This window comes from Fibrobacter sp. UWB13, assembly GCF_900177805.1.
Lineage (GTDB): Bacteria > Fibrobacterota > Fibrobacteria > Fibrobacterales > Fibrobacteraceae > Fibrobacter.
The window spans coordinates 1,303,631-1,326,609 of sequence record NZ_FXAX01000001.1 but is presented as its reverse complement, the minus strand read 5'-3'; the positions used below and the strand labels follow the sequence as shown (position 1 = coordinate 1,326,609).

Genomic DNA, 22,979 nt, shown 5'->3' with positions numbered 1-22,979 from the left:
ATAAAAAACGTGTTCTGTAACACATTGATAGTCAATGGATTGGGCTTGACTGATTGTCCAAGAGTCTTTGAGCCACATCCCTTTATGGTGTGATTCAGTTCACTTGATTCTTACGGATTCGTCTATGATTTGCGCCAGTTCTATAAAAATTCTGGAGGGACGATGCCTTCGAGAACGGGGAAGGATTTACGATAATCACGTTCCGCTTGGATGTCCAGTTCGGCTGAAATGATGATTTCGTTTTGGGTTGGGCCTTCGGCGAGAATGTCTCCGTTCGGCGAAATGATGAGGGAGGTGCCTGCAAGCGGGAGCTTTTGGTCGGGGTTTTCGCTGACGGCGTTCACGGCGGCGATATAGACTTGATTTTCGATGGCACGTGCTCTGAGGAGCGTTTCCCAGTGGGCGCGTCTCTTGGCGGGCCACGCTGCCTGGATCGTGATGAAATTTGCACCTTTTTTGGTCGCTTCGCGGAAGATTTCGGGGAACCGCAAGTCGTAGCAGATAAACGAAGCTATGGTCCAATTATTGAACTTAAATAAATTAACTTTCTCGCCCGCTTTAAAGCGTTCTTTCTCGGGAAAGAACAAGTTCATCTTGTTGTACCCGCAGAATTCCTGGGCTTCGTTGGGTTTGTAGATGCTTACGTGGTTATAAAATCCGTGGCTTGCGCGGGTGATGCCTGCTCCCATGATGGTGCAGTTCGTTGCGTCTGCGATTTCGGAGAGCGTGCGTGCGGTTTCACCGGCGCTATTCGAGCTGAAGTCTTCGGCGGCATTGTCGAGATTGGCGGGCACATACCCTGTGGCGAACATCTCGGGAAGGAGCACGAGACTCCCCTCATTGGGCTTTGCATCGAGAATCATCTTCTTTGCTCGTGCGAGATTTTCGGTTTTGTTGCCCTTAACGCTGTCGAATTGGACTAAATAAACTTTAAGCATGCGTATAATATAAGATGTTGAGGACTTGCTTGAATTTTTCTTGCATAAAATATCTATTTTGAAAGTATGAATTTCCGCTTATTTTTCAGTTTTGTCCTGTTTATTGTGGTTGGGGTCTTTGCGGCTTCGCCTACAACGGTTATCGGTGTCGTCCTTGAAGCAGAATCTGATTTGCCTGTCAAGGATGTGGCTATTACGTATCAGTCCGGCAAGCGCATCGGTGAGACGGATTCCCGAGGTCGTTTTGAGCTGACCGTGGATTCCAAGAATGCCTCGCTTGTGTTCAAGAAAGAGGGCTTCGATAGCGTCTTTGTGGATTTGCAGGACTATGCCGACTTGATGGACATGGTCATTACGCTCAGTACGAATGTCACGAATCTTGGTTCGAGCACGATTATTGGCGATGGTGAACCGGTCAAGTGGGAAGTTGAACGAACGGTAAAACTTGAAAAGCTTGAAGATGCGGCGGGAATGCGTTTTGACTTGACGGAGCACTTGAGCCAGATGCCTGGTATTTCGGGTCAGAAAGATTTTAGCAGCGCTCTTTATTATGAAGGTTCTCGTGCAAGCGACGTTGCCTACCATTTGGGCCGCCTCCGCATCCCGAACATGCGTCATTTGGATGTGGGCTTTCCGGGCAACTTGTCTATCGTGAACCCGCACACGTTAAGCGGTATCGAAGTTCATGACCATTACGGACAAGGACCTCTTGGGCAAGGCTTGGCAACTTCAATCCAGTACATTCCGGAACAGACGAGTGGCGAATGGGGGCTGAGAGGCTCTGCCGGTCTTACACTCCAGGAAGTTGTGCTTGATGCACCGTTTTTTATCTGGGATAGCTTCCGCTTTGCTTTCCGCCGCCTGGATGGCGAGATGCTCAAAAATTTGGGCGAAAAGTTCTTTACGGAATTCCGCAAGCGTGATGACGATTGCTCTGGCGACTGCAAGGTGAAGTCTTCGGATCCGTTTGATCTTACGGCATTTGATGTTTATGCTCAGTTGAACGGTTCCGATTCTCTCGGAAATAAGACTTGGGCTTTGAGAGCGTTGTACAGCTCTGATGAATACAAGATCAGTCAGGATACATCGTCTACTTATGGTGCCATCAATTCGATTGATATTATCGAGGGTAGTCAAAAGTATTTGGTGCTTGGTGCTGAATACGCTTCTAAGTTTGGCGCGAGCTTCCATGCGGGGCTTGTCCGCGAGAGTTTGAGCGATACGTTGCGTGATACGACGGGATTCCGTTCGGGCAAGCTTTCCGATGAATCGGCAAGAACTTTTATTGACGGTTACAGCCAAACGCATACGACGCTCAGTGCTGGTGCGGATAAGAGATTTAATGCAGACATCTTTGGTGCGGACTTGCGTGGCGCTGTTCTCTATGAACACCACATGGTTGAACGCAGTTTCCCGGTTCCTGGTGGTGAAGAAAGTAGCGATTACCAGACGGGCGTTCTGTCGGGTGCAGTGACTCTTGACTGGAAGGATAATTATTCGGAACACATGCTTTCTGTGGGAGCTGTGGCGGATGCTGCGGACCACAAGGCTTTGCCGACAGCTTCTTTCGATATGGAACGCAATTTGTCTAAAACAGACTCTGCTTACTGGAGACTCTTTGGCAATGCTGCTTACCGTGCAGACTGGAAGCATTACTTTGACAATGGCGATTTGACCGGTCGTTTGGAATCGGGAACGTCGCTCAAGCTTGGCTTTGGCTACCGCTCCAAGTACTTGGTGGCTCAGTTCTCGGGCTTTGGACGTTTCTACTTTGATCCTCTCCTCCCGTTGCCGAAGGCTTTTGCTAATTACAATGATGTGACTCCGGTTGATTACGCTTGGGTTTCTGGCGCTTCGGGATCTTTGGAATGGAAGACTTCTCATCACTTCTCGCTCGCGATGAATGCAAGCTCTGTGTATGGTGAATACGAATTGAAGGGCGGAAAGTCTTTGCCGTGGGAAGCGAACTCCCGTTTGGATATGGTGACGCATCTCAGATATTATCCGCGCAAGGATTCGATTGTGTCTGTGATTTTGACGCACCATGCAGCATGGCATAGACCGCTTTACTATTATGCGATTAAGCCTGCAACAAATGATAAGAATGGCTCGCGTGAACTTAAGGATTATCACGAATTCGCTGACTTGTACAGAACGGATTTGCGTGTGAATCTCGATTTGACAAAGACAAAGGGTTTCTTCAGGAACGCAAGATTCTACCTCGAACTGGATAATATTTTCTCGAAGCTCGATGTCGCAGCCTTGAAGTTCCTTGGTTCCGAGAATGCTCGTGAACGTTCTTGGGTCGCTCGCGATAACGACAAGAATACAGCTAATGGCTATGACCTCGTGCCGTTTATTGCTAAGGGCATGGGACTCTACTTCCAGTTTGGCGTAGAAGTGCAGCTGGGAATTTAATGCGTAGATTGTAGAATGTCGCGCAAGTTGTCATTGCGAGGAACGAAGTGACGAAGCAATCTATTGTTTTAGCAATTGCGTTTTTCGCGGTTTCCTCGTTTGCGCATGTAACGGATAGCTTGTTTGTGCCGCCGAAGCCCGCGAAACCTTTGCGTTATTGCTCTTCGGCAAAGCAATGGGTGGATTACGCAAGCCACGATTCTAATTTGGTCGAAATTACGTATATGCGCGGGCTCCGCATGGACCTGCGCTATGCCACGTTTAACAACGTGACTGGTCACGATATGTATTGCGGTATCCAGCGTGCGTTTATCCATAAGGATGGCTTGCCAAAGCTGAAACGAGCGCTTTCGATTATCGCCAAGGAATTGCCGGGATATACGCTTGTGATTTTTGATGCGGCGCGCCCGATGTATGCGCAATCCGTTCTGAAACAATCTGTGGCGGGAACGCCTTACAGCCATTTCGTTTCGTCGGGCAAGACTGGCGGGCTCCACAATTACGGGCTTGCGCTTGATTTAGGCATTGCCGATACCACAGGCAATTTGCTGGATATGGGTGCTGACTTTGATTCTTTTGAACGCTGTGCGGGTGCAGTGGGCGAGGCTGATGCTTTAAAGTCCGGGCGCCTCACGCAACAGCAAATCGATAACCGCAACTTGCTCCGCAATATCATGAAGCGTGCGGGGTGGGTGATGCTCTCTAGTGAATGGTGGCATTTCAACGCATTCACGCGTGCCTATACCAAGGAACACTACCCGCTGTTCCCGATTTGAGTTAAGAGTTCCGAGTTACTAGTTACTGCGGCGATGCCGCCCATGGTAACTATAATCTCGTATTTACGGTAATGACTTGATGCTTGCGCGTTTCAAGCGGTCGTTGAGCGCCATGCCGACGCCTGTGTTCGGGATGGGGTCCACGAGAATCAAATCGAATTTTGGGTCGTCGAGGTCGTGCATGAATGCGTAAAGCTTGGATGTTGCTTCGACCATGTCGCCTGTTGCTGACAAATTTACAGTTGCAGGAACAGGGCCTTGCTGTGTACCGAATGCTATGCGAACGGTATGCTCCGGCAGTTTGTAGCCGGCTGGGACTTCACCGTAGTAAAGCGGGACTTGCGGGCGGTAATGCGTGTCGCATTGGCCGGGGGCGAGCATCGGCTGGCCCGGCTTGGACGTAGATTCCTTGATTTTCACTTCACCGAGAATGGCCTTGAACATCTCTGGCGTGATGGCGCCTGGGCGCATGACGGTCGGTTCACCGATGAGCGAGATGATGGAACTTTCGACACCGACTGAACAGGGGCCGCCATCGACAATGCCCGCGATGCGGTCGGCGAGCTGTGCTGCTACGTGTTCTGCCGTTGTCGGGCTTACATGCTTAAAGAGATTTGCGCTCGGGGCGGCAAGCGGGAGCCCTGATTCCTTGATGATTGCCTGTGCAATCGGATGGCTCGGGAAGCGCACGGCCACGGAGGGGAGGGCGCTTGTGCAAAGGTCGGGGATGCAATCCTTCTTGGGAAGGATAATCGTCATCGGGCCCGGCCAATAGGCTTCGGCGAGTCTGTAGGCGCTATCGGGAATGTCCTTCGCGATGTCGGTGAGCTGTGCAATGTCTGCGATATGGACAATCAGCGGGTCGAACGTCGGGCGTTCTTTAGCTGCGAAAATCTTGGCGAGAGCTTTGGGCTCGAAAGCGTTACCGGCGAGCCCGTAAACCGTTTCTGTCGGGATGGCGACGACTTCGCCTTCCTTGAGGAGGCGGGCTGCTTCGCTTACACTTGTCCATGGCGGGAATTTCATGACCCAAAAATAGAAAAAGGATGGCTTTTCTGCCATCCTCTTTTTTGCTTATATGTTTTTCGCTTAAGCTTCAGTTGTTGCTGCCGGAGCTTCTTCCTTCTTTTCGTCCTTGCGGCCGAAGGCAAATACCTGGTCACAAGCGGAATTGAAGCGCTTCCAGATCTTTTCGGAGTGCTCACGAGGAACGGCACCGACTTCCTTCCACAAGCGGCGGAAATGCTTGACCTTGTTCATCGAGGCAACGACCGTCTGATCGTTCAAGTCGGTGAGCAAGTCTTCGGCCTGTTCGCAGAGAAGAATCTTCTTCTGGAGGTTGTTCTGGCGAGCCTGTTCCTGAATGTCGAGCTGGTCGCGGCGGCGGGTGAAGAAGTCATCGCAGACATCGCGGAATGCCTTGCGGAGTTCATCGTCGTCGTTACCGCAAGAACCGAGCGTGACCCATTCCTTCTGGATGTCGCGAACGGCATCGGCGAGCTGGTTGGAACCTGCGCTTTCGGCAAACTGGCGGACCTTTTCGATCATTTCCTGCTTCTTCTTCTTGATGTCTGCAATCTTGGCCTGGAGTTCCGGGTCAGATTCAGCCATCTTGGCGACAATCTTATTGACGATTGCGTTGAAGCGTTCGTTGATGGATTCTACAGCGTCCTTCGGGACCATGCCAATCGTCTTCCATTCAGCATCGATGGCCTTGTAAGCTTCGATGACTTCTGGAGTGATGTTGGCGATGTCGAGAGCTTCGAGCTTTTCGCAGAGGGCCTGCTTCTGTTCGAGGTTCTTCTGCTTGGCGGCGTCCATTTCTTCAAAGTGGCTGCGCTTCTTTTCAAAGAAGGAATCGCAAGCGGTGCGGAAGCGTGTCCAAATTTCGTCGGACTTGCTCTTCGGCACTGGGCCTGTTGCCTTCCATGCGTCCTGCAACTGCTTGAGCTTGGTGGAGGTGGCGTTCCAGTCTGTCGAATCCTTGATGGCTTCGGCTTCCATGCAGAGAGCAACCTTCTTTTCGTAGTTGGCTTCGCGGCTGTCATCTTCGCGCTTCACATTTTCTTTGTGCTGGGCATAGAAGGCGTTTACGGCGTCCTTGAAACGCTTGTTGAGGGCTGCAAAAGCTTCCTTCGGGACCATGCCAATGTTCTTCCAGTTTTCCTGGATTTCCTGCACTGCCTTGAATTTGTCCTTCCAGAAAATTTCAGCGTTAGCAACGAGGTCTTCGACCTTCTGGCAGAGGGCTTCCTTGTCGACGAGGTTCTTTTGGCGTTCGGCGTTCTGTTCTTCGATGAACGGTGCGCAGTTTTCCTTGACCTTGTCTACGAGAGCCTGGAAGCGGTCGCGGTAGTCTTGGAACTTGGCTGCAGAAATCGGGCCGATTTCACGCCATTTGCCGCAGAGTTCGCGGAACTTGGCAAGCACAGCCTGGCTCGGAGTTTCCTTGGAGAGCGCGTCCATTTCTTCGATGATGGTGTCACGGTCCTTTTCGTTGTGCCAGTTTTCCCACTGCTGCATTTCCTGGAAACGGGAGGTGGCAATCTTGTATTCCTGCCAGAGATCGTGGTACTTGAACTTCTGTTCGCCAACGATTTCCTTCCATTCCTGATAAGTGTCGCGGAGAATTTTGTGGATTTCGCGGAATTCCTGGTTTTCATCGATGTTCTGGATGCGTTCGATGAGGCCGCGGAGCTTCTTGGAATTTTCTTCGATGACCTTCTGGGTCTTTTCGTTGAATGCGCTGATGAGTTCGCTCAGCTTGGTGCGGAGAGCATTGTATGCCTGGAGAATCGGATCGTCGCCTTCGAGGAGTGCGAGCTTTTCCCATTCGCGAACGATGGCATGCAAGTGCTTGCCCGTGTTTTCATCGATTTCCGTTTCAGAAAGTGCCTGGAGACGTTCGAGAAGGCTCTTGCGGATGGCTATTTCTTCTTCGCTTGCGTTTTCAGATTCTGCGGTCGGAATTTCAATCTTCTTTGCTTCTTGAGACTTGAAGTAGGCGTTGTTGAAGCGCTTGATCAAGGCTGCATCCATGACGGACTTGCCTTCGTTCCATTCCTGGATGATTGTATTCACGCGGTCTGCGTTTTCTTCGGTCGTGCCTGCTTCGAGCAATCCTTCGAGTTCAGTGAGCGATTCCGTGAGGCGTGCAATCTTTGCCTGCTTTTCAGCTTCGGCGTTTTCTGCAGCCTTCTTTGCTGCGTTCGCTTCGTCGTAGAACTTGTTGAAGCTTTCGTAAATTTCATTGAGCGTTGCAGCAGATTCGCCCATGCCGAGAGCATTTGCTTCGTTCATCAAATCGTCGAACTGTGGCTTGGTGGCAAAAGCGTCCTTTTGGGCGGCGAGGAAGTGAGCCTGCTTGATGAGGGCTTCGCGCTTGCTCTGCAAGAGTTCGGCTGCCTTTCTGCCATTGTCTTCGGCTTCCTTCTTGGCACGAACTTTATCCGAAATCTTCTTACGGACGGAGGTGTGCTTGGAGCTCTTGATGAGGTCTGCCTGCAATGATTCAGACGTTACGCGGTCTGCGGCTTGCAGTGCGATTTCTTCGCTGGAATCGCGGGTAGCGATCTGGGCGAGCAAGGACTGCTTGCTGCACTGCTTGACAAGTTCTCTCTTCAAAGTTACGTTGTCTGTTGCCTTGAGGACATCTTCGGTATAGCGCGTGTCCTTGATGGCTTCGATGTAACCGAGGACTTCGCTATTCAGAGCGGATTCTTTAAAGTTTTTCAGCTTTTTGACGATTTCTTCGAAAGCTCTCGATTCTGCCAAACGGCGTACGCCGGCATCGCTGTCTTTTGTCGAAATATCCTGAAGTGTCTTAATAATTGCAAGTTTCTTAACTGCAGCCATTCGCACTTCGACATTATCATCAGAAAGGGCCACTCGTTCGACAATATCTTGACTAGTGAGTTCATCCAAGTCTGCAATTGCTTCGATGCGCTTTGCGGGGTTGGAATTTTGCCATTTCGGTTTAAATGCGTCAAAAATGCTCATAATATCTCCAATAGGTAGGCGGGGCTTCCTCAGCTCCGTATAGCATAATCTAACTAAAAAAATATTATAGTCAGGAAAAACAGTGCGAATTTATGCCCATTTAAGCTTGTAACAATACTATCTTTGCCGCGTGGCAAAAAGAATTCCCAAAACGTCTGCTCCGGAGATGGTCAAGGAACGCTGTAATTCGGCGCTCCTGTCGCGTTTTTGCGAGGTTTACATCCCGTTGTCCCCATCGGTTTTTACTTACGGGGTGCCGGAAGGAGCGGATATTCAGCGGGGGAGTGTCGTTTGGGTGCAGCTTGCCCGCCGTAAGCCTACGCTTGCCTTGGTGAGCCGTGTCCATAGCGATAAACCGTCATTTGACGTTCGGTATGCGTGTCCGCATGAGTCGGGGTATGTGTTTTCTGAACGTTATATGGAATCGCTGGAGTGGGTGTCTAAGTATTATATAAGTTCGCCCATGCGCACCTTGAACGTCTTTTGGCCTGCCGATTTTGACAAGTTTCTCGATGCCTTACTGGCCGAAAAATCTGAACCTCGGGGCGAGGCTCTATCAAATGGACCCGAAATGGAGGTCTGTTCGGACCTGCCCCCCTTGACAGGCGAACAAGAGACTGCACTTGCCAGTCTTGTTGAAGATTTGGATAAGGATGGTTTTCGTGGAACGCTCCTGCATGGTGTGACCGGCAGTGGCAAAACGAGAGTTTATCAGGAATTGGTGCGCGAAGCGCTTAAGCGCAATAAGCGCGTGCTTATTCTTGTGCCAGAAATTGGGCTTACTCCGCAGACGGCATCGCGTTTTGAAGATTATTTGAAGGTGCCTGTTGTTGTATTGCATTCGGCACTTTCGGCTCCGCAAAAGCGTGCGGGTTATTTGGCTGTACTCGATGGCTCTGCAAAAGTTGTGCTTGGGACGCGCAGTGCCATTCTTTCGCCATTTGATTTTGATGTTGTTATTTTGGACGAAGAACATGATTCTTCGTTTAAGCAACAGGATCCGGCTCCGCGTTACCATACGCGTGACTTGGCTTTCCACTTGGCGCAAAAGTATGGGGCGCTTGTAGTGCTTGGCTCTGCAACGCCTTGCCTTGAAACGTTCCGCAATGCAAAGGCAGGGAACCTCAAACTGTTGACGCTCAAGAACCGTGCGACTGCGGCTCCGCTTCCCGAAGTGAAAGTGATTGATATGGGCAAGGTGCGCCAGCAAAAAGGCGTGCTTATGTCTCCTGCATTGCGCGAAGCGCTTTCGGATTGCATTGCCGGTGGCGACCAGGCGATTATCCTCATGAATCGTCGCGGTTACTCTAAGATTAGAGTTTGTTCTGAATGTGGTGAAACGCTTTACTGCAAACATTGTCATATTCCGCTAGTTTATCATAAACAGTACAATGCGCTGATGTGCCATTACTGTGCTGCGCTTTATCCGGTCGATACGCCGTGCCCGACATGCGGTGCTGAAACGTATGAATTTGTCGGTGGTGCGATTGAAAAACTCGAAGAAGAAATCCATGAATGGGTGGCGGATGCGAAAGTGATTCGCATGGATCGCGATACAACGCAGAACGTGGGCGCTGTCGAAAAAATCTTGACATCGTTCAGGAATCGTGAATACAATATTTTGCTTGGAACGCAGATGGTCGCAAAAGGTCACGATTTCCCGGGTGTGAAACTTGTGGGGATTGTCGGTGCTGATTCTGGGCTTGGTATTCCTGATTTCCGCTCGACGGAACGCTTGTATCAGCTGTTGAGCCAGACGGCGGGCCGTGCGGGGCGCGCCGGTGGCGGGGGGCGCGTGTTTATCCAGACGCTCAATCCGACAGAACCTGTAATGCAGTACGCCATTCGCCATGATTTTGATGGCTTTGCCGAAACTGAATCTTCGAACCGCCAAATGGCTTTTTATCCGCCGTTTTGCAAACTTGTTGAAATCAGTTGCGGCTCACGCGATGAAAACTTGCTTCGCGATACGGTAAACCGCCTTGAAAACATTTTACGCAAAGAATCTTCGATGACGGTACTTGGACCTGTCGATGCGTTTGTTCCGAAGGTGCAAAATGTGTTCTGGGTGAAACTCTATATTAAAACGCAAAACCTTGCGGCAGTGCGCAAGGTGCTTGCTCCCATTTTGAATGCGCCTAAGGCGTGGGTAGCGGGCGTAGATATTAAAGTCGAATTGGATTGATTATAAATCAATAATGAATCTGTAAAAACAGAGCACAGACATCCCTAGAATAAAAACAACGACGATGATAAATTGCACCGGGTGCTCATGAAAATCGTAATCGGCTTGACCGTACGTAAACTTGCCTCGGACAATGGCGCTTATGAAAAGAGCAAGGAAAAGGATGCCTAAGAGAAGTGTCATTAGTGTCTAATAGCTCCGTTCACTTTACTGATTTTTCCGTTGAAATAGACGAAGTCGCTGTCTTTGTTTTTCCATACAGCTCGGAAAACGGTGGGGCGCTTGATACCATCGGAATAGGTTTTGTAGTTTTCGCATTGTGCTTCCCACGGGGTGTATTCTATGGTTCCGTCGGGTGAAATTTGACCACGATCATTTGTGGTAAATGAGGTCATTTCGTAAGCGTCGTTGAAGTGGAAAATGCCGGTTGCAGTTACGCCTTTGTTTGTAATTGTAGCTTCTACGGAGTGCTCGTCAATTTGCTTGAATGTGATGAAATCTTTTAGGAGTGCTTCTGGCAAAAAGAATGCTTCGGCGAGATAGGTGATGAGGCAGGCCTTGTCCATTTCTGGGCCTGTTTGGTCGAATAGTGTAAAGAGCTTTGCGAGAACGCCTTTCATGCCTCCTTTGCCGTTCATGTAATAATCGTAGCCTTGGAATGGAATGCCGAACATTTTGCTGTCGATAAAGGCGAGCCTGTCTGGAGAATCGGCAAAGTCTACGTGCGTGTAGTCGATTTTGATTCGCGGCTTGTTTACGCCCATGCCGAAATCGACATCATTGTATTCCATAGTTAAGTGCGTGCGCCTTTCGCTGCCGATGTAACCGTTCGTTTCGAGATATTTTTGAATGAGAGGTGGGAGGTTTGCGATGTCTGCGGAATTAAGCGTTCCGGCGGGTGCGACGGAACTGTCGGTGTTTACGTTTGTGTGAGTCACGGCTCTTTGCAACCTTGCTTCAACATCGTTCTGAAACTGCGTTTTGACGGGCGAATAGGGAATGTTGAACCAAATTGCCAAAAGCAAAATGATGGTGGCGATGATAATTAAGATAGCCATGAAAATTCTCTTTGCGGGTTTCATTTTTTGCATGTTTTTTTAATGCTTGAAATTAATTGGAACAACCTTTTGTCGGATTTATTTTTGAATCTTTTGCAAGGCTTTTGATTTTTTTTACCAAACGTTGTGCGTTGGGATGATATTCATCAATGTCTGGAAGGTCTAATTTTATCGTTGTTGCGTTTTTGTTGTTAGCAAGCTCAATAGATGCGTGTGGATGAAGGCACGCATCTGCAAAAGGGCTATAATCGGTCTCTTGTTGATAATAAGTGATTTCTTCAATGATGTCTTGAGTCAAGTCTGGAGGCAAATCATTGCGATAACATGAATCAATTTCCGATTTGCCGTCGCCAATATAATTGCTTTCTATTGTCTTTAGTATGATGGAATCTTTATATACGGAGATATTCACGGTAAGCCATTCAATGCCTGCACTAAGTGATGCGAATACGTTGATGTCACTGTTTTTATCGGCTTCTGGGTGGTCTGTATAAAATTCATTTATGGATTGTTCTTCTCGTTCCGTTTGAAAAACGAATCCAAAAGCACGATTGTATAGAAATTCAAAACCTGAAAGGATTACAAAAAATGCAATAAACGAGAGGGCGAGATAACATGCTCGTTGCTTTTTTGTCTTTTTGCATGTAGTAAAGTAAAATGTAGATAAAGGAATAAATGCTGTAATCAGCCCGCAAAAGTAGCATGCGTAAATGTAGGATGGTCGCGCTTCGAATGCATTTTCAGTGACAAAAACTATTCCGACAGAAAGACCTGCCGCAATAGAAATGGCTAGCAGAATAGAAATGATTCTTCCGGCAATAAAAAATACTTTGTGGAACTTGGTGGAAATGTTGGAAAATACACCAAATAAAAAGGGAATTATTGCGAAAATGACAATAAGTACAAGTTTTGCAATAGTCATGAATAATGCGTATGTCGGTTCCATAATTTTTCCGTTTAGAATAAATCCAACGTGCTATCCAGATAAATTTCTTCGCGGATTTTGAGTTGGTGCTCGGGCTTTGTCATGTAATAAAGTAGAAATTCCAAAATGAGGGCGCTACCGAGACTGCGACCCTCGATTTTAAAGTGTTGGAATCCTGCGGGGGCGTAGATGTTTTGAATGTCCTCGATTCCAATAAAGCCGGGATTCTTCATTGCATCGGAGAAACGGTAGCCCCTTTGGGCTGTGGGCGAGACGCAGATGTGGTCTTCGCTGTTTTCACCGAGACTTTTCTGGCTCACGTTCTCATAGCATTTTTTGCGGTCATAGCAACCGAACCAACAACATTCATTGCAAAGAAATTCGACCTTTTGCTTTTGCGCATCTGTGAGCGTATTCAGTTTCTCGAATTGCTTGTTGAGCCTGAAATCAGGAACGACATAGCGGAATTCTTCGCGGTCTAGCTCTGCTTTGAATTGCTCAAAATCGGTGATGACTTTTGTGGTCGAGGATACGAAATAAAAGTCGGGATACTTTGCTTTGATGTAATTTAGCAACAGGTCGGAATGAACGATGATTCCATTTTGAACTGCGCGCATCTCGCCAGCGCTGGAAACTGCGCCGTTTTCGAACATTTTGCACAACTTGTTGCATCGGGCATCGGCGAAGTGTTCTTCGCGAATCAATGAATTGCTGAAAGTGAGCCTCGCCGAAATCTCATATTCTTTCATGAGTTCAGCAACTTTCCGTGGTTCTGCTTCCCCGAGGCCTACGCGCCCACCGCCCCAAATGCAATCGTTCGGTGCTCCGTAAATGGAGCCGATTTCGCACCAGTCGTAAAAATATTCCCGGTGCTCACGCCAAAGTGGCAAGAACGCTTTGTACAGCTCGTAAAATTCAAATAGCCCGGGGAGGTGGTAGTAGATTTTCATTTTCACGCTATGGTGTGGGGTGTTGTTATTTCAAATGCTCTACTTCGACATTCAACCCAAGTTCCTGTAGCCGGCGGAAGAATTCGTTTTCAATAGCAGTTTCTTGGATGTTTCGTGAAAAATTAATGAACGCTTTGCCGTTCACGCTGATGATACTGCAGGTGTTGGGAATCGTTTTTTCCGTTCCTAAAATAAAGTATAGACGATCTATGAAGGGACGCATTTCGTCTGGAAGATTTGTATCGCCAAGGTTTGAAATAACAATGCTTATAACAGCGTCTGCTTCTCTTGAGTAGAGGTAGCTGATAATCCTGTCCTTAATAATGCACGGCATATATTTTACCAGCGGATTCTCCAATGGCGCTACGTAGGCGGCGGTCATATTCCGCACAAAATCCTTGTCTTGCAAAAAATCTTTAAGCTGTTTGCCCATCAGATTACACTTTTGCTGTAGGCTGAGGTTCGATTGCTCGGGAAGAAGAGTAATGCTCTTTTGCACTGAATAATTGCGCATGGTTTTGCTTGCAAGAATTTCTCTGACATTGACCGGAATGCCGATGGCAATGGGTTGCTTTTTCTGCTCCTTGTTTTGCATGCCGTTGATCACTTCAGCCATAACTGCAGAAAGGAGCGTTGTGACCGTAGTTCCATAGCTATGTGCTTTGGCAATGAGCGCGTCCGTATCGATGATACCAATCGTGAATAATTTTTGACCGCTAGCTAGGCGGGTGCCATGCAATTCGTATGATTTGGGTTCTTTTAAATCGACGGGATTCTTGCCTGCATTCTTTGCAAAGGCGTTTTCCGTTTCTTCTTTTAGTGGCTTGCCGTTAAATGAATAGACTAGGTTGTGCTGAAAATTTGCTGGGATGCCTGGTAAACCATGTTTCAGTTCCAAATAGCGGTGCAAAAGCGTGAGCAAGATAACGCTTGCTCCATGACCATCCGTTAGCGAGTGTAGAACCTCGAGGGCGATATGTTTTTCACCGTAGAGAATGCGAAAACAATGGTGCGAAGCCTCTTCCTTTCCGTAATAGGTGAGGACGCCTTCGTTATCGGGCGTAATTTTTAAGGGCTCGTCGTTCTCTTCTAAGTAGTAGGAACAGGTACCTTTCTTTAGGGCGACAAATATGTAGGGAAATCGGATTCTGAGTTCATCTGCCGCTTGCTGTAGCAAGTCAGGGGAGACAACGTCGTGTAGCGTTGCCTGCAATCTGAATATGGGACTCCACGTTTTGGAGTGGATAGCCCCATAGATTTGTCCTACTGTATCAAGCTCGTATTTCTTCATTTGTCTATTTTTTGAATGTCATAAAAATTATAGCGATTTTTTTTAACTTCAACATCCGGTTTTCTTTCCGTTGTGCTAAAATATGGTATATTAAGAGTGTCTAGAGTTATCAAGAGGGGTTTATGAAAAAGGTATGTTTGGCTCTTTTGCTTTTTTGTTATTTGGCGGCTTGTAGTGATAGTTCCCCTAGTTTTGTAGATATTGCTTCTAGTGATTCCTCAAAAAAAGTGGATGGGATGATTCTTGTTCATGGAGGATCGCTTACTTTAGGTAGCAATGATTCTAGTTATAGAGTGAATGAACGTCCTGCAATGAACGTGTTGTTGGATTATGATTTTTATATGGATGTTCATGAGGTAACTTGCGATGATTACCAGAATGCAGCAAAAAATGGAAATCTCTATGATTTTGGTAAATGCGAAGATGGTAGATATCCTTTATCCAATGTGACTTATTACGATGCCGTTTTGTTTGCGAATGCAAAGAGCAAATTGGAAAACTACGATACGGCTTATACATATAGCAAGGCTATTTTTGACAGCGATGGTCATTGTACAAATTTAGATGGCTTTGCTTTCCATCCAGAAGTAAATGCCTACCGCTTGCCTACAGAATCGGAATGGGTCTATGTCGCTTCTCGTGGGTGGAACCCATCGCGTAACAGTTGGAATGCCGATAACGCCGATTTTAAAGTGCACCAAGTTTGTACTGTAGAAAAAGACACGCTTGGTTTCTGCGATTTAGCAGGCAATGTAAAGGAATGGGTCAATGACTGGGCTGGAAAATTACGTGACACTACTATTGTGAATTTTGTGGGAAGTGCTGGCGATGGCAATATCGGTGAACGCATCTTGAAAGGTGGCTATTATTCGGATCGTGCATCAAACATGAATGTCGTTTCGCGTGGAGATGACTATACGGTAGTTTCTTCCTCTAGGGCTAAACATATCGGTTTCAGACTTGCTTTGGGCTCGATTCCTGCGCCGACGTGGCTAAGCGTTAGTGGAAATGTGCAATCAAGAATTGTTTCCCCGATTGTAAGTGCATCGACATTAAAACGTTTCACTGGAACCAATGATATGATACTTGCTTTCCGCAATGACATTAGTGGAAATCTGGCTTACATAAACTATAAAGACGTTGTTTTGACCGTAACGGAAATTAGCGATTCTATGGAAGTTTACCATCCTGATATTTCGCCTGATGGGAAAAAGGTGGCGTTTTGTACCAAGTTTGAAGGGCTCGGTGGTGATTCTCGTCTTTACGTGCGTGATTTGAATGAAAAAGGAACGAACCTTGTAAAACTGGATGTCGCAAGTGCCGCTATTCCTCGGTGGCGAATCCTCGAAAACGGAGATACTGTCATTGTTTATGTTACAGATGCGGGCGATAACAAGGACGATGCGTCTTTTAAAAGAACCTCTACTTGGCAGGTCAAGTTTGCAAACGGCAAATTCGGCGTTCCTGAAAAACTTTTTGATGGTGCATACCACGGTGGTATTAGCGAAGACTATTCGCTTGCTGTGAGTGGGGCTCGCCTGTTGCGCGCACGCATGGCTAAATCCGGTTCTACAGTCTTAGATAAAGCTCGTGATACGGTTTGGTATAATGGTGAGCAGGCATGTAATGTTTCTCTAGCGCAAGATGGCAGCAAACGCGTTGCGTTTCTGGATTTTGGCGGAAATACTGGTAGAACGTTTGCTAACGAAAATTATTCCACACACCAACGTTTACTTATCGCTGATAGTACGGGTAAATTAATAAAGAGTATTAAGGCGACATCTGGTTACACGTTTGATCACAGCGAATGGGTGAGTGATGGTAAAACTTCTAACATTGTAGCGACACTTGCCAATGTAAACGGCGCGCATACAAAAATTGTCCTTGCGAACCTTGCTAACGAAAGTATCGTTGAATTGGCTGAAGGCGAAGAACTTTGGCATCCGACTTTATGGGTAAAACGCAAAGTTTCTTCAACAGAAGAAACTTTTGTACTCAATTTAGATAGTGCTGGAGTGTATTATAACAATTCTGGTGCTTGCCCACGTGCTGCAATTTTCCGCTACAAAATGGAACTTTTATGGCATTATAAGGATTCTGCCAAAACCGTCATTCTTGGATCTTCTCGAGCTTATCACGGTGTTAATCCAAGACTCTTTGATGAAAAAATGAAGGTCGTCAATATGGCGGTTCCCGCAGCCACTATCTATGGGAATATGTCCCTTTTTGAAAATTACATATTGCCCCATATGAAAAATATTAAGCTCGTCATCACCTCCATCGACATTGATCGTGGGTACCTTACGGGGCAAGACTCCGAAAATATCTTCTACAAGACTTATAAATCTTATCCTGGTTACGTTTATGACGAAAACCACAATTTCTGGAAAGACGGGTACCCCGAAGGACTTTATCAGGCTACGTATGAAAGCGCTGGTGGTGATTCTGTATTGGAGCATAAGATGCGAGAGGATCTGGGTTACTATTCCTTATTTGGTTCATCCTGGGCGACAACGTCAGTTTGGGTTAGAGAAGATTCTTGTTGGATGGATGAAAAATCAGATATTTACAGAATGAATTTTGGACTGTTAGAACGCCTTTTACAAATTTGCAAAGAGAATGATATTTTTGTTATAGGCGTTTTGTTTCCACAGAATCCAAGATACAAGGATACGGGGGCTTATGGTTATACGGGACTTCGTCGAAGTGAAGCGCCTGCTCTTATCCAGGAAATATCAGATTTGAGTAAAGTTTATTCGAATTTTATATTAGTTGATGAAAATAAAATGGGAAACCATGATTACACGGACATCATGGGGTATGACAATAGTCATATTTCGGATTATGGTACCCAACAGCTGACTCATCGTTTAGATTCTTTGGTTCACACGCTAGATATTAAGTTTTAAAAAGAATCGCAAAGATTACTTATTAAAAATATTGAAGAATTTTTGTAAAAGTTTAGAATGTCATTATATGACATTCTTTAAACGTATATTTGTCTTGTAACCTTCAGAAAGGAGGCCTGCAATGGCAAATGAAATATTTTATATCAAGATAGAGACAGATCGGGATATAATGTTTTACGGTTTCTCGCGGAGCGCAACCGGGATTCTTGATCTTGTCAATGGCGCGTCTGCGACAGATGAGGAACTTTCGCAGATGCAGTGCGTTGACGGGAGTGCTTATTTCACGCCTTCTTGGTACATGTACTTGCCAAAGGTTTTGCAAGCGTCGATCAATGTTTATTTGCCAAACGATGTCAAAAATTTAGATGTCGGGCAATATTCGTTCTTGCTGCATGTGGGCGCGCTGCTGCTGGCTGTTGATGAACATGATGGACTGCTTGTTGCGGAACTTTTGCGTCGCCGTGCTGCTGTGTTTGCGAACTTTTTGCCGCTGGTGGTGCATCTCATAAAACCTGTTGCGGCTGAGGCTCTATTTGCGTATGTCTATGGCGGTTTCCGCGGCGATTCTGACTTTGCGCAGATTTACAAGGCTAATGCTCCGATTTCTACGGGCGAAACGAATGTTGCGGCGATTCTCCTAGAGGCTGCAAAAGGAGTTCTCAAGCCGAATCCTGAAAAGGAAACGCCGGAGGAAATGTTCATCCGCTATTTCCGCGAAACGGAATCGTTTGACTTTACGATTGGGCTTGTGGGTGCAACGAACCATCCCTGGATTGCTGGCATCGAAAAGTTCGAATCGGTTGTTAAAAGAGCGACGGCGTTCCGATTTTTTGAAGATGCTGCTGCAGTTGGCTTGAAATGTCAGGAATTTTTCGCATCGCTTGCGACCAAGGTGCAGGCTGAACCGTATAACCCGCATGATCATAATGCCATTAGCGTGAGTATTGATGATTTGGTGGCTAGGCTCAAGGGGGTGACGTCAAAGAGCAAGGCGGGGTATCTGCGTGCGACGGGGGCGGCGATTTTGCGCAAGGCTCGTCCAGGCTTGTTTGCATACGGCTCTAAGCTGTGGCGCTTGGGGGCGGATCCGAGCTTCTTTGAAAATTCCATTGTCGTAAGAATTCACACATAACACCTCACACAAAAATTCCCGCCTCTCGGTAAACGATGGGGCGGGAATTTCAAAGGTTGTAGCGAGTGCGAATCTCGCGGCTTTTGGGGCAGTTTACTTCTGGCTCAAAATAGCGCGGAGTTCGTCAGCGGCTTTCTGAAGATCATCGTTCACGATGGTGTATTCGTACTTGCCCTTAGTCTTTGCAAATTCGATTTCTTTCTTCGCGTTTGCAAGGCGGAGCTGGATGACTTCTTCGCTGTCGGTGCCACGACCACGGAGGCGGCGTTCGAGTTCTTCGTCGCTTGGCGGCAAAATGAAAATGCCTGTTGCGTCAGGGTAAACCTTGTCGAAGTTGACCTTACCGAAAACGTCAAGGTCAAACAGCACGCGGTTTCCTTCGGCGAGAGTCTTCTCGACAAAGCTCTTGGGCGTTCCGTAGTAGTTCCCGTGAACCAGATTGTATTCGACCAAAGCGTCGTCCTTGATCATCTGCTCGAATTCTTCCTTGGTCTTGAAGAAGTAGTGGACTCCGTCGATTTCGCCTTCACGCGGCTTGCGCGTTGTAGCCGAAATGGAATACTTGATGTCCGGGAAATCCTTGATGACAAGATCCTTGAGGGTGGTCTTGCCTGCGCCACTAGCGGCACTCATAACGAAAAGCTTGTTTTTCATTTTTTAGTCAATGGTCAATAGTTGTTAGTCAATAGCCATTAGCTTTAACTAGGCTCTATATGCGCCAAATATAGCTAATAACCAAAGACTAACAACTCGCTCGTCTATTTCTTGTCTTCGATGTACAGCGGGCGCTGCTTGACTTCGTCGTAGATTCGGCCGATGTATTCGCCGAGAATGCCGATGGTCAAAAGCTGCACGCCTGCGAAGAACACGATGGCGGTCATGAGCGATGCCCAGCCCGGAACCGTTGTCGCAGGGGAGAGGAACTTTTCGAGAATCGACCAGACGAGGAGCGCAAAGCCAACGATTGTTGCAATGAAGCCCATGTAGAAGCTGATCTTGAGCGGAGCCGAGCTGAAGCCTGTGATGCCGTCAAACGCGAGGCGCAACATCTTCTTGAGCGGATACTTCGAAGTGCCTGCGGTGCGTTCGGCGCGGTCATACTTGACGCCAATCTTCTTGAAGCCGACCCAGCATACGAGCCCGCGCAAGAAGCGGCTGCGTTCCGGAAGGTTCTTGAGCTGGTCTACCACGCAGCGGTCCATGAGTCTGAAGTCGCCGGTGTCAGGCGGAATATCAATGCTCGTGAGCTTGCCAATCAAACGGTAGAAGCAGAATGCCGTGAAACGCTTGAAGAGTGTTTCGCCTTTGCGCTTGTTGCGCTGGGCATAAACGACCTGATAGCCTTCACGCCACTTTTCGAGCATTTCGTGGATAAGGCTTGGCGGGTCTTGCAAGTCGCCGTCGATAATGACGACGGCTGCGCCCTGGGCGTGGTCGAGACCTGCGCTGAATGCTGCCTGGTGACCGAAGTTACGGCTAAAGTTGATGATTTTGTTGTTCGGGTTCCCGGGGAGGAGGCCTTCCACGATTTCTCGGGTGCGGTCCTTGGAACCGTCGTTTACGAAAATGAGTTCGTGTTCGATATCCTTGAGCTCTTCCTCCAAGACGCGGTAGGTTTCGGCAACGATCTCTTCTTCATTAAAAACAGGTATAATTACGGATAAAAGCATAGTGCAATTATAGCAATTTAAAAAATAGTTACTAGTTAGTAGTTATTAGTTACTAGGAATTTTTTATATAAATTCTTCTAGTAAGTTGGTCATTAGTCATTAGCTAAATAATCGCGGCTTTGCCGCCATACGTAAAACTAATGACTTGTGACTATTGACTAATGACTAAGGTATAAGTACGGGGTTGATGATGTCTACGTGGCTGCAGTTGATGCCCTCTTTTGGGAAGGTCATGATGGTGAGCTTTTGGACACCAGCGACATTCGCCTCGACTTTGTGCAATTCGCCGTTTCTAAAGAAAGGTGTTTTTGCAATCGACTTGCCGTCTCCGAAAACTTCTACAGCAGCGCCCTCGCTGCAAAGCGATTCATCATCAAGACCTGTCGCGAAGTTGAGTTTCGCGAACTTTTGTCCGATATCAAAAACGGTTGTTGAAGAGGCATGTGTGCCAAGACCATTAATAAAGCTTTGTCCATTGACGTTGAGCTTGTTTCCTTCTATGCTTTCGTTCTTATGCAATTTGCCCCATTCCTGTTTGTGGCTTTCAATGGGGTAGTTCGTGAGGGCGATTGCACCGTTAGCTTTTTCAAAGTAGAATTTGGAAACATCGGCGAGCTTGCTTTTGGTAACCAAGTCCTGTACCAAAAAACGCACCTGGTTATAGCCCGGCTGTAATTTGGCTACATCGATTTCCTTATCGTACGAACCGAATTTGTAAATGGCTTGCTCGATAATTTTGTCATTTACCAATAGCGTTATATTCCAATTCGCGGCGGCTTTACTTTGTTCTTTAAGCTCGTAATGAATTTTGAGTGATGCAGACTGTGCTGCAGCGGAATCGGCAGGAGTGACTTCCAATTCGTTCGTGGCGATAATTTTCCCTGGATTGTAGTTCTTGCGACCGTTGAACTTTGCTATTTGGACCCAGTAGTTGTTCGTAATCAAGATGTTCTTGACGCCCGTCAAATCCATCTCGCGTTCAAACACATCGCAGGTCGTGGCGATGCGGTGTTCCACGGCTTTCTTGTGGTAAGTGTGGCTGTCCCAGCAGTCCAGTCCGCGGATGTAATAGACTTCTCCCTTGTACTTGTCAATCAAGTCCTTCATTTCGCTGTTCGACATTTTGCGAGCGTTGTCGTAGTGGATGGAAGACATGCCGTAACCCACAAAGTGCCAAGGACGGCCGTAAATAAAGAATCGGTCTGCCTTCGGTAAGTCTTTGAGCCATCCGAGAATTTCATGTTCTTCGATGGTCAAGTGGTTGCGGTTGTACATGATATTGTTTTTAAAGTCTTGCTTGTAGTGGAATGTCCAACCTGTAAAGGCGAGTGCCACAATCACCATCCCGATAATTGCATTTTTGCCGTTCCGATTTTTGCAGCCTGTCGGGGTGGTAAAATACTGAACCATGTGCGTGACTGGGAGCGCTGCGACAAATGCCATGGACGGTAACATCACGAGGCTATAGCGCTGGTTGATTTCGATGCTGAAATCGCCAGAGACGTTTTCGAGAATCACATATGTTTGCAGGTGGTAGAGGAGTAAAAAGGCGAGAATCTTGAGGTATGTGAAATTGTTCTTTCTGGCATCGTTGATGGCGCGGAAGAGGAGGTAAATGCTACCGATGGCGAACAAATAATTAAAGTAGCTGAGGAACGGATTTTCGAGTTCTCCATTGCTCTTGAGCGGTTTCGTCATGACTTCCCAGTTCTTGGCGAGGTCTTCGAAGAAGTGACCGTGGGCTTCAAATTCACCACCCTGGAAACCGAATCCCTGGAAGTAGCTAATTGTGAGGAGGGCGGGTACGGAGAAAAGCGAAAGGGTCACGAAGAAGACAGGCGCTTTTTCGTCTTTCTTGTCGAGAAGCTTCGGAAGTGCAAAGAGGACGAATGCAAAGATGCAGAAGATGGTTTCTTGGCGGGTCTGGGCGAAGAAGGCTAGGATGAGGGCGAGGAGAGTCCAGTGCCAAACGGTGTTCCTGTCGTAAGCCCATTTAAAGACGAGCAATGCAAGTGCGGAGAGGAAAATATAGAGCGGTTCAACGGACATGGCGCGGAACTGGAACAGCACTGTCGGTTGGAGAGCCATGAGGAGCGAGGCGAAAAACGCAAGGAGGGGTTGCCTTGTCCAGGCGACAATCGCAAGGAACATGAGTAGGAACGAAAGCGGGAGCATCACGAATTCGGCTGTGAATATCCAGCGCAGATCGCTGCCGAACAATGGCATGCCGAGGTAATAAAGGAACGAAAGTCCTTTGGTCTTAAAGCTGTTGGACGTAGATTTGCATTTTAGTGTGCCGTTGTCGAATTCGCCCTGGTTGCAGGTGTAGGATTCGTGGTTGTAGTACATGTTCTGAGCGACCGACATGAATACGCTTTCGTCACTTTGGACGCGGTGCCGGGCTTCAATTTGGGTGCCTGCAAAAATCGAAACCGCGACGGCGAATACGAGAGTCATGATGCTCACGGACTTTGCGGGGAGGATTCCCTTGAGCCATTCTCTAAAATCTTTACTCAAAAAACAGAAAATAACGATTCCAAGAATGAACTGGATCCCAAAAAGTGGGAGTGGGAGGTTTATATCCAGTTGGCGGATGGTTTCCCTGTGCTTGATGTTGGGGGCGAGGTAAATAAGAAAGGGAATGGCTATGGCAATGAGGGTGCCTAAGATGCCTGTGGGGTGAGCTAAGTTCTTGAATAGTCTCAAGATAGCGTCTTTAATATTCATT

The 22,979-nt window shown here is 47.4% G+C and carries 15 protein-coding genes; 5 read left to right on the top strand and 10 right to left on the bottom strand.

All coding sequences use genetic code 11. The annotated features are described in order from the left end of the window. Positions 1–140 precede the first annotated feature (140 nt). On the bottom strand, positions 141–938 hold the full coding sequence (locus tag B9Y77_RS05525) for a nitrilase-related carbon-nitrogen hydrolase (RefSeq protein WP_085490772.1): 798 nt from the start codon (positions 936–938) through the stop codon (positions 141–143). 66 nt (positions 939–1,004) lie between these two features. Here B9Y77_RS05525 and B9Y77_RS05520 point away from each other — a divergent pair, with 66 nt between their 5' ends. Beyond that, a complete protein-coding gene (locus tag B9Y77_RS05520) occupies positions 1,005–3,356 on the top strand; it encodes a hypothetical protein (RefSeq protein ID WP_085490771.1) in 2,352 nt (783 codons plus the stop codon). Positions 3,357–3,403: 47 nt separating this feature from the next. Beyond that, entirely contained in the window at positions 3,404–4,132 is a 729-nt protein-coding gene (locus B9Y77_RS05515; protein WP_254899929.1) for a M15 family metallopeptidase, read from the top strand. Positions 4,133–4,195: 63 nt separating this feature from the next. Here the strand turns inward: B9Y77_RS05515 and B9Y77_RS05510 are convergent, their stop codons facing one another. Then, the gene (locus B9Y77_RS05510) at positions 4,196–5,158 is read right to left on the bottom strand and encodes an L-threonylcarbamoyladenylate synthase (protein WP_254899928.1); all 963 of its coding nucleotides are present in this window, start codon (positions 5,156–5,158) and stop codon (positions 4,196–4,198) included. 63 nt (positions 5,159–5,221) lie between these two features. Continuing rightward, positions 5,222–8,131 (bottom strand): DUF349 domain-containing protein, encoded by a 2,910-nt coding sequence (locus B9Y77_RS05505; RefSeq protein ID WP_085490769.1) that lies wholly within the window; start codon positions 8,129–8,131, stop codon positions 5,222–5,224. Between the two features lie 130 nt (positions 8,132–8,261). Between B9Y77_RS05505 and priA the strand changes: the two genes are divergently transcribed. Then, the gene (gene priA / locus B9Y77_RS05500; protein ID WP_244536420.1) at positions 8,262–10,316 is read left to right on the top strand and encodes a replication restart helicase PriA; all 2,055 of its coding nucleotides are present in this window, start codon (positions 8,262–8,264) and stop codon (positions 10,314–10,316) included. 182 nt (positions 10,317–10,498) lie between these two features. Here priA and B9Y77_RS05490 read toward each other — a convergent pair whose 3' ends face one another. Genes B9Y77_RS05490 through B9Y77_RS05475 form a run of 4 tightly spaced genes read right to left on the bottom strand, consistent with a single transcriptional unit; the run spans position 10,499 to position 14,540 of the window. Continuing rightward, positions 10,499–11,374 carry a DUF6544 family protein gene (locus tag B9Y77_RS05490; RefSeq protein ID WP_085490767.1) on the bottom strand — a complete coding sequence of 292 codons (876 nt, stop codon included), beginning with the start codon at positions 11,372–11,374 and terminating at the stop codon, positions 10,499–10,501. 52 nt (positions 11,375–11,426) lie between these two features. Further along, positions 11,427–12,320: a hypothetical protein gene (locus B9Y77_RS05485; RefSeq protein WP_085490766.1), complete on the bottom strand. Its 894-nt coding sequence runs from the start codon at positions 12,318–12,320 to the stop codon at positions 11,427–11,429. An 11-nt stretch (positions 12,321–12,331) separates the two neighbouring features. Beyond that, positions 12,332–13,249 (bottom strand): hypothetical protein, encoded by a 918-nt coding sequence (locus tag B9Y77_RS05480; RefSeq protein ID WP_073423150.1) that lies wholly within the window; start codon positions 13,247–13,249, stop codon positions 12,332–12,334. A gap of 25 nt (positions 13,250–13,274) precedes the next feature. Beyond that, positions 13,275–14,540 (bottom strand): hypothetical protein, encoded by a 1,266-nt coding sequence (locus B9Y77_RS05475; protein WP_085490765.1) that lies wholly within the window; start codon positions 14,538–14,540, stop codon positions 13,275–13,277. Positions 14,541–14,662: 122 nt separating this feature from the next. On the opposite strand from B9Y77_RS05475, the gene B9Y77_RS05470 reads away from it, so the two are divergent. Both B9Y77_RS05470 and B9Y77_RS05465 read left to right on the top strand, forming a co-directional pair. Continuing rightward, positions 14,663–17,449, top strand: a complete 2,787-nt coding sequence (locus B9Y77_RS05470) for a TIGR02171 family lipoprotein (RefSeq protein ID WP_085490764.1) — start codon at positions 14,663–14,665, stop codon at positions 17,447–17,449. A 121-nt stretch (positions 17,450–17,570) separates the two neighbouring features. Continuing rightward, a complete protein-coding gene (locus tag B9Y77_RS05465) occupies positions 17,571–18,581 on the top strand; it encodes a hypothetical protein (protein WP_085490763.1) in 1,011 nt (336 codons plus the stop codon). 93 nt (positions 18,582–18,674) lie between these two features. Here the strand turns inward: B9Y77_RS05465 and gmk are convergent, their stop codons facing one another. The 3 genes from gmk to B9Y77_RS05450 form a co-directional block, all read right to left on the bottom strand. After that, a complete protein-coding gene (gene gmk / locus B9Y77_RS05460) occupies positions 18,675–19,235 on the bottom strand; it encodes a guanylate kinase (protein WP_012820245.1) in 561 nt (186 codons plus the stop codon). Between the two features lie 104 nt (positions 19,236–19,339). Further along, the gene (locus B9Y77_RS05455) at positions 19,340–20,251 is read right to left on the bottom strand and encodes a glycosyltransferase family 2 protein (protein WP_085490762.1); all 912 of its coding nucleotides are present in this window, start codon (positions 20,249–20,251) and stop codon (positions 19,340–19,342) included. Between the two features lie 165 nt (positions 20,252–20,416). Beyond that, on the bottom strand, positions 20,417–22,978 hold the full coding sequence (locus tag B9Y77_RS05450; protein WP_085490761.1) for an NPCBM/NEW2 domain-containing protein: 2,562 nt from the start codon (positions 22,976–22,978) through the stop codon (positions 20,417–20,419). Position 22,979 lies beyond the last annotated feature (1 nt).

Excerpts from the sequence above, each read along its gene's own strand:
- B9Y77_RS05525 (WP_085490772.1), bottom strand. The coding sequence starts at position 938 with ATGCTTAAAGTTTATTTAGTCCAATTCGACAGCGTTAAGGGCAACAAA.
- B9Y77_RS05520 (WP_085490771.1), top strand. The coding sequence starts at position 1,005 with ATGAATTTCCGCTTATTTTTCAGTTTTGTCCTGTTTATTGTGGTTGGG.
- B9Y77_RS05510 (WP_254899928.1), bottom strand. The coding sequence starts at position 5,158 with ATGAAATTCCCGCCATGGACAAGTGTAAGCGAAGCAGCCCGCCTCCTC.
- B9Y77_RS05505 (WP_085490769.1), bottom strand. The coding sequence starts at position 8,131 with ATGAGCATTTTTGACGCATTTAAACCGAAATGGCAAAATTCCAACCCC.
- B9Y77_RS05490 (WP_085490767.1), bottom strand. The coding sequence starts at position 11,374 with ATGGCTATCTTAATTATCATCGCCACCATCATTTTGCTTTTGGCAATT.
- B9Y77_RS05485 (WP_085490766.1), bottom strand. The coding sequence starts at position 12,320 with ATGGAACCGACATACGCATTATTCATGACTATTGCAAAACTTGTACTT.
- B9Y77_RS05480 (WP_073423150.1), bottom strand. The coding sequence starts at position 13,249 with ATGAAAATCTACTACCACCTCCCCGGGCTATTTGAATTTTACGAGCTG.
- B9Y77_RS05475 (WP_085490765.1), bottom strand. The coding sequence starts at position 14,540 with ATGAAGAAATACGAGCTTGATACAGTAGGACAAATCTATGGGGCTATC.
- B9Y77_RS05470 (WP_085490764.1), top strand. The coding sequence starts at position 14,663 with ATGAAAAAGGTATGTTTGGCTCTTTTGCTTTTTTGTTATTTGGCGGCT.
- B9Y77_RS05465 (WP_085490763.1), top strand. The coding sequence starts at position 17,571 with ATGGCAAATGAAATATTTTATATCAAGATAGAGACAGATCGGGATATA.
- gmk (WP_012820245.1), bottom strand. The coding sequence starts at position 19,235 with ATGAAAAACAAGCTTTTCGTTATGAGTGCCGCTAGTGGCGCAGGCAAG.
- B9Y77_RS05455 (WP_085490762.1), bottom strand. The coding sequence starts at position 20,251 with ATGCTTTTATCCGTAATTATACCTGTTTTTAATGAAGAAGAGATCGTT.
- B9Y77_RS05450 (WP_085490761.1), bottom strand. The coding sequence starts at position 22,978 with ATGAATATTAAAGACGCTATCTTGAGACTATTCAAGAACTTAGCTCAC.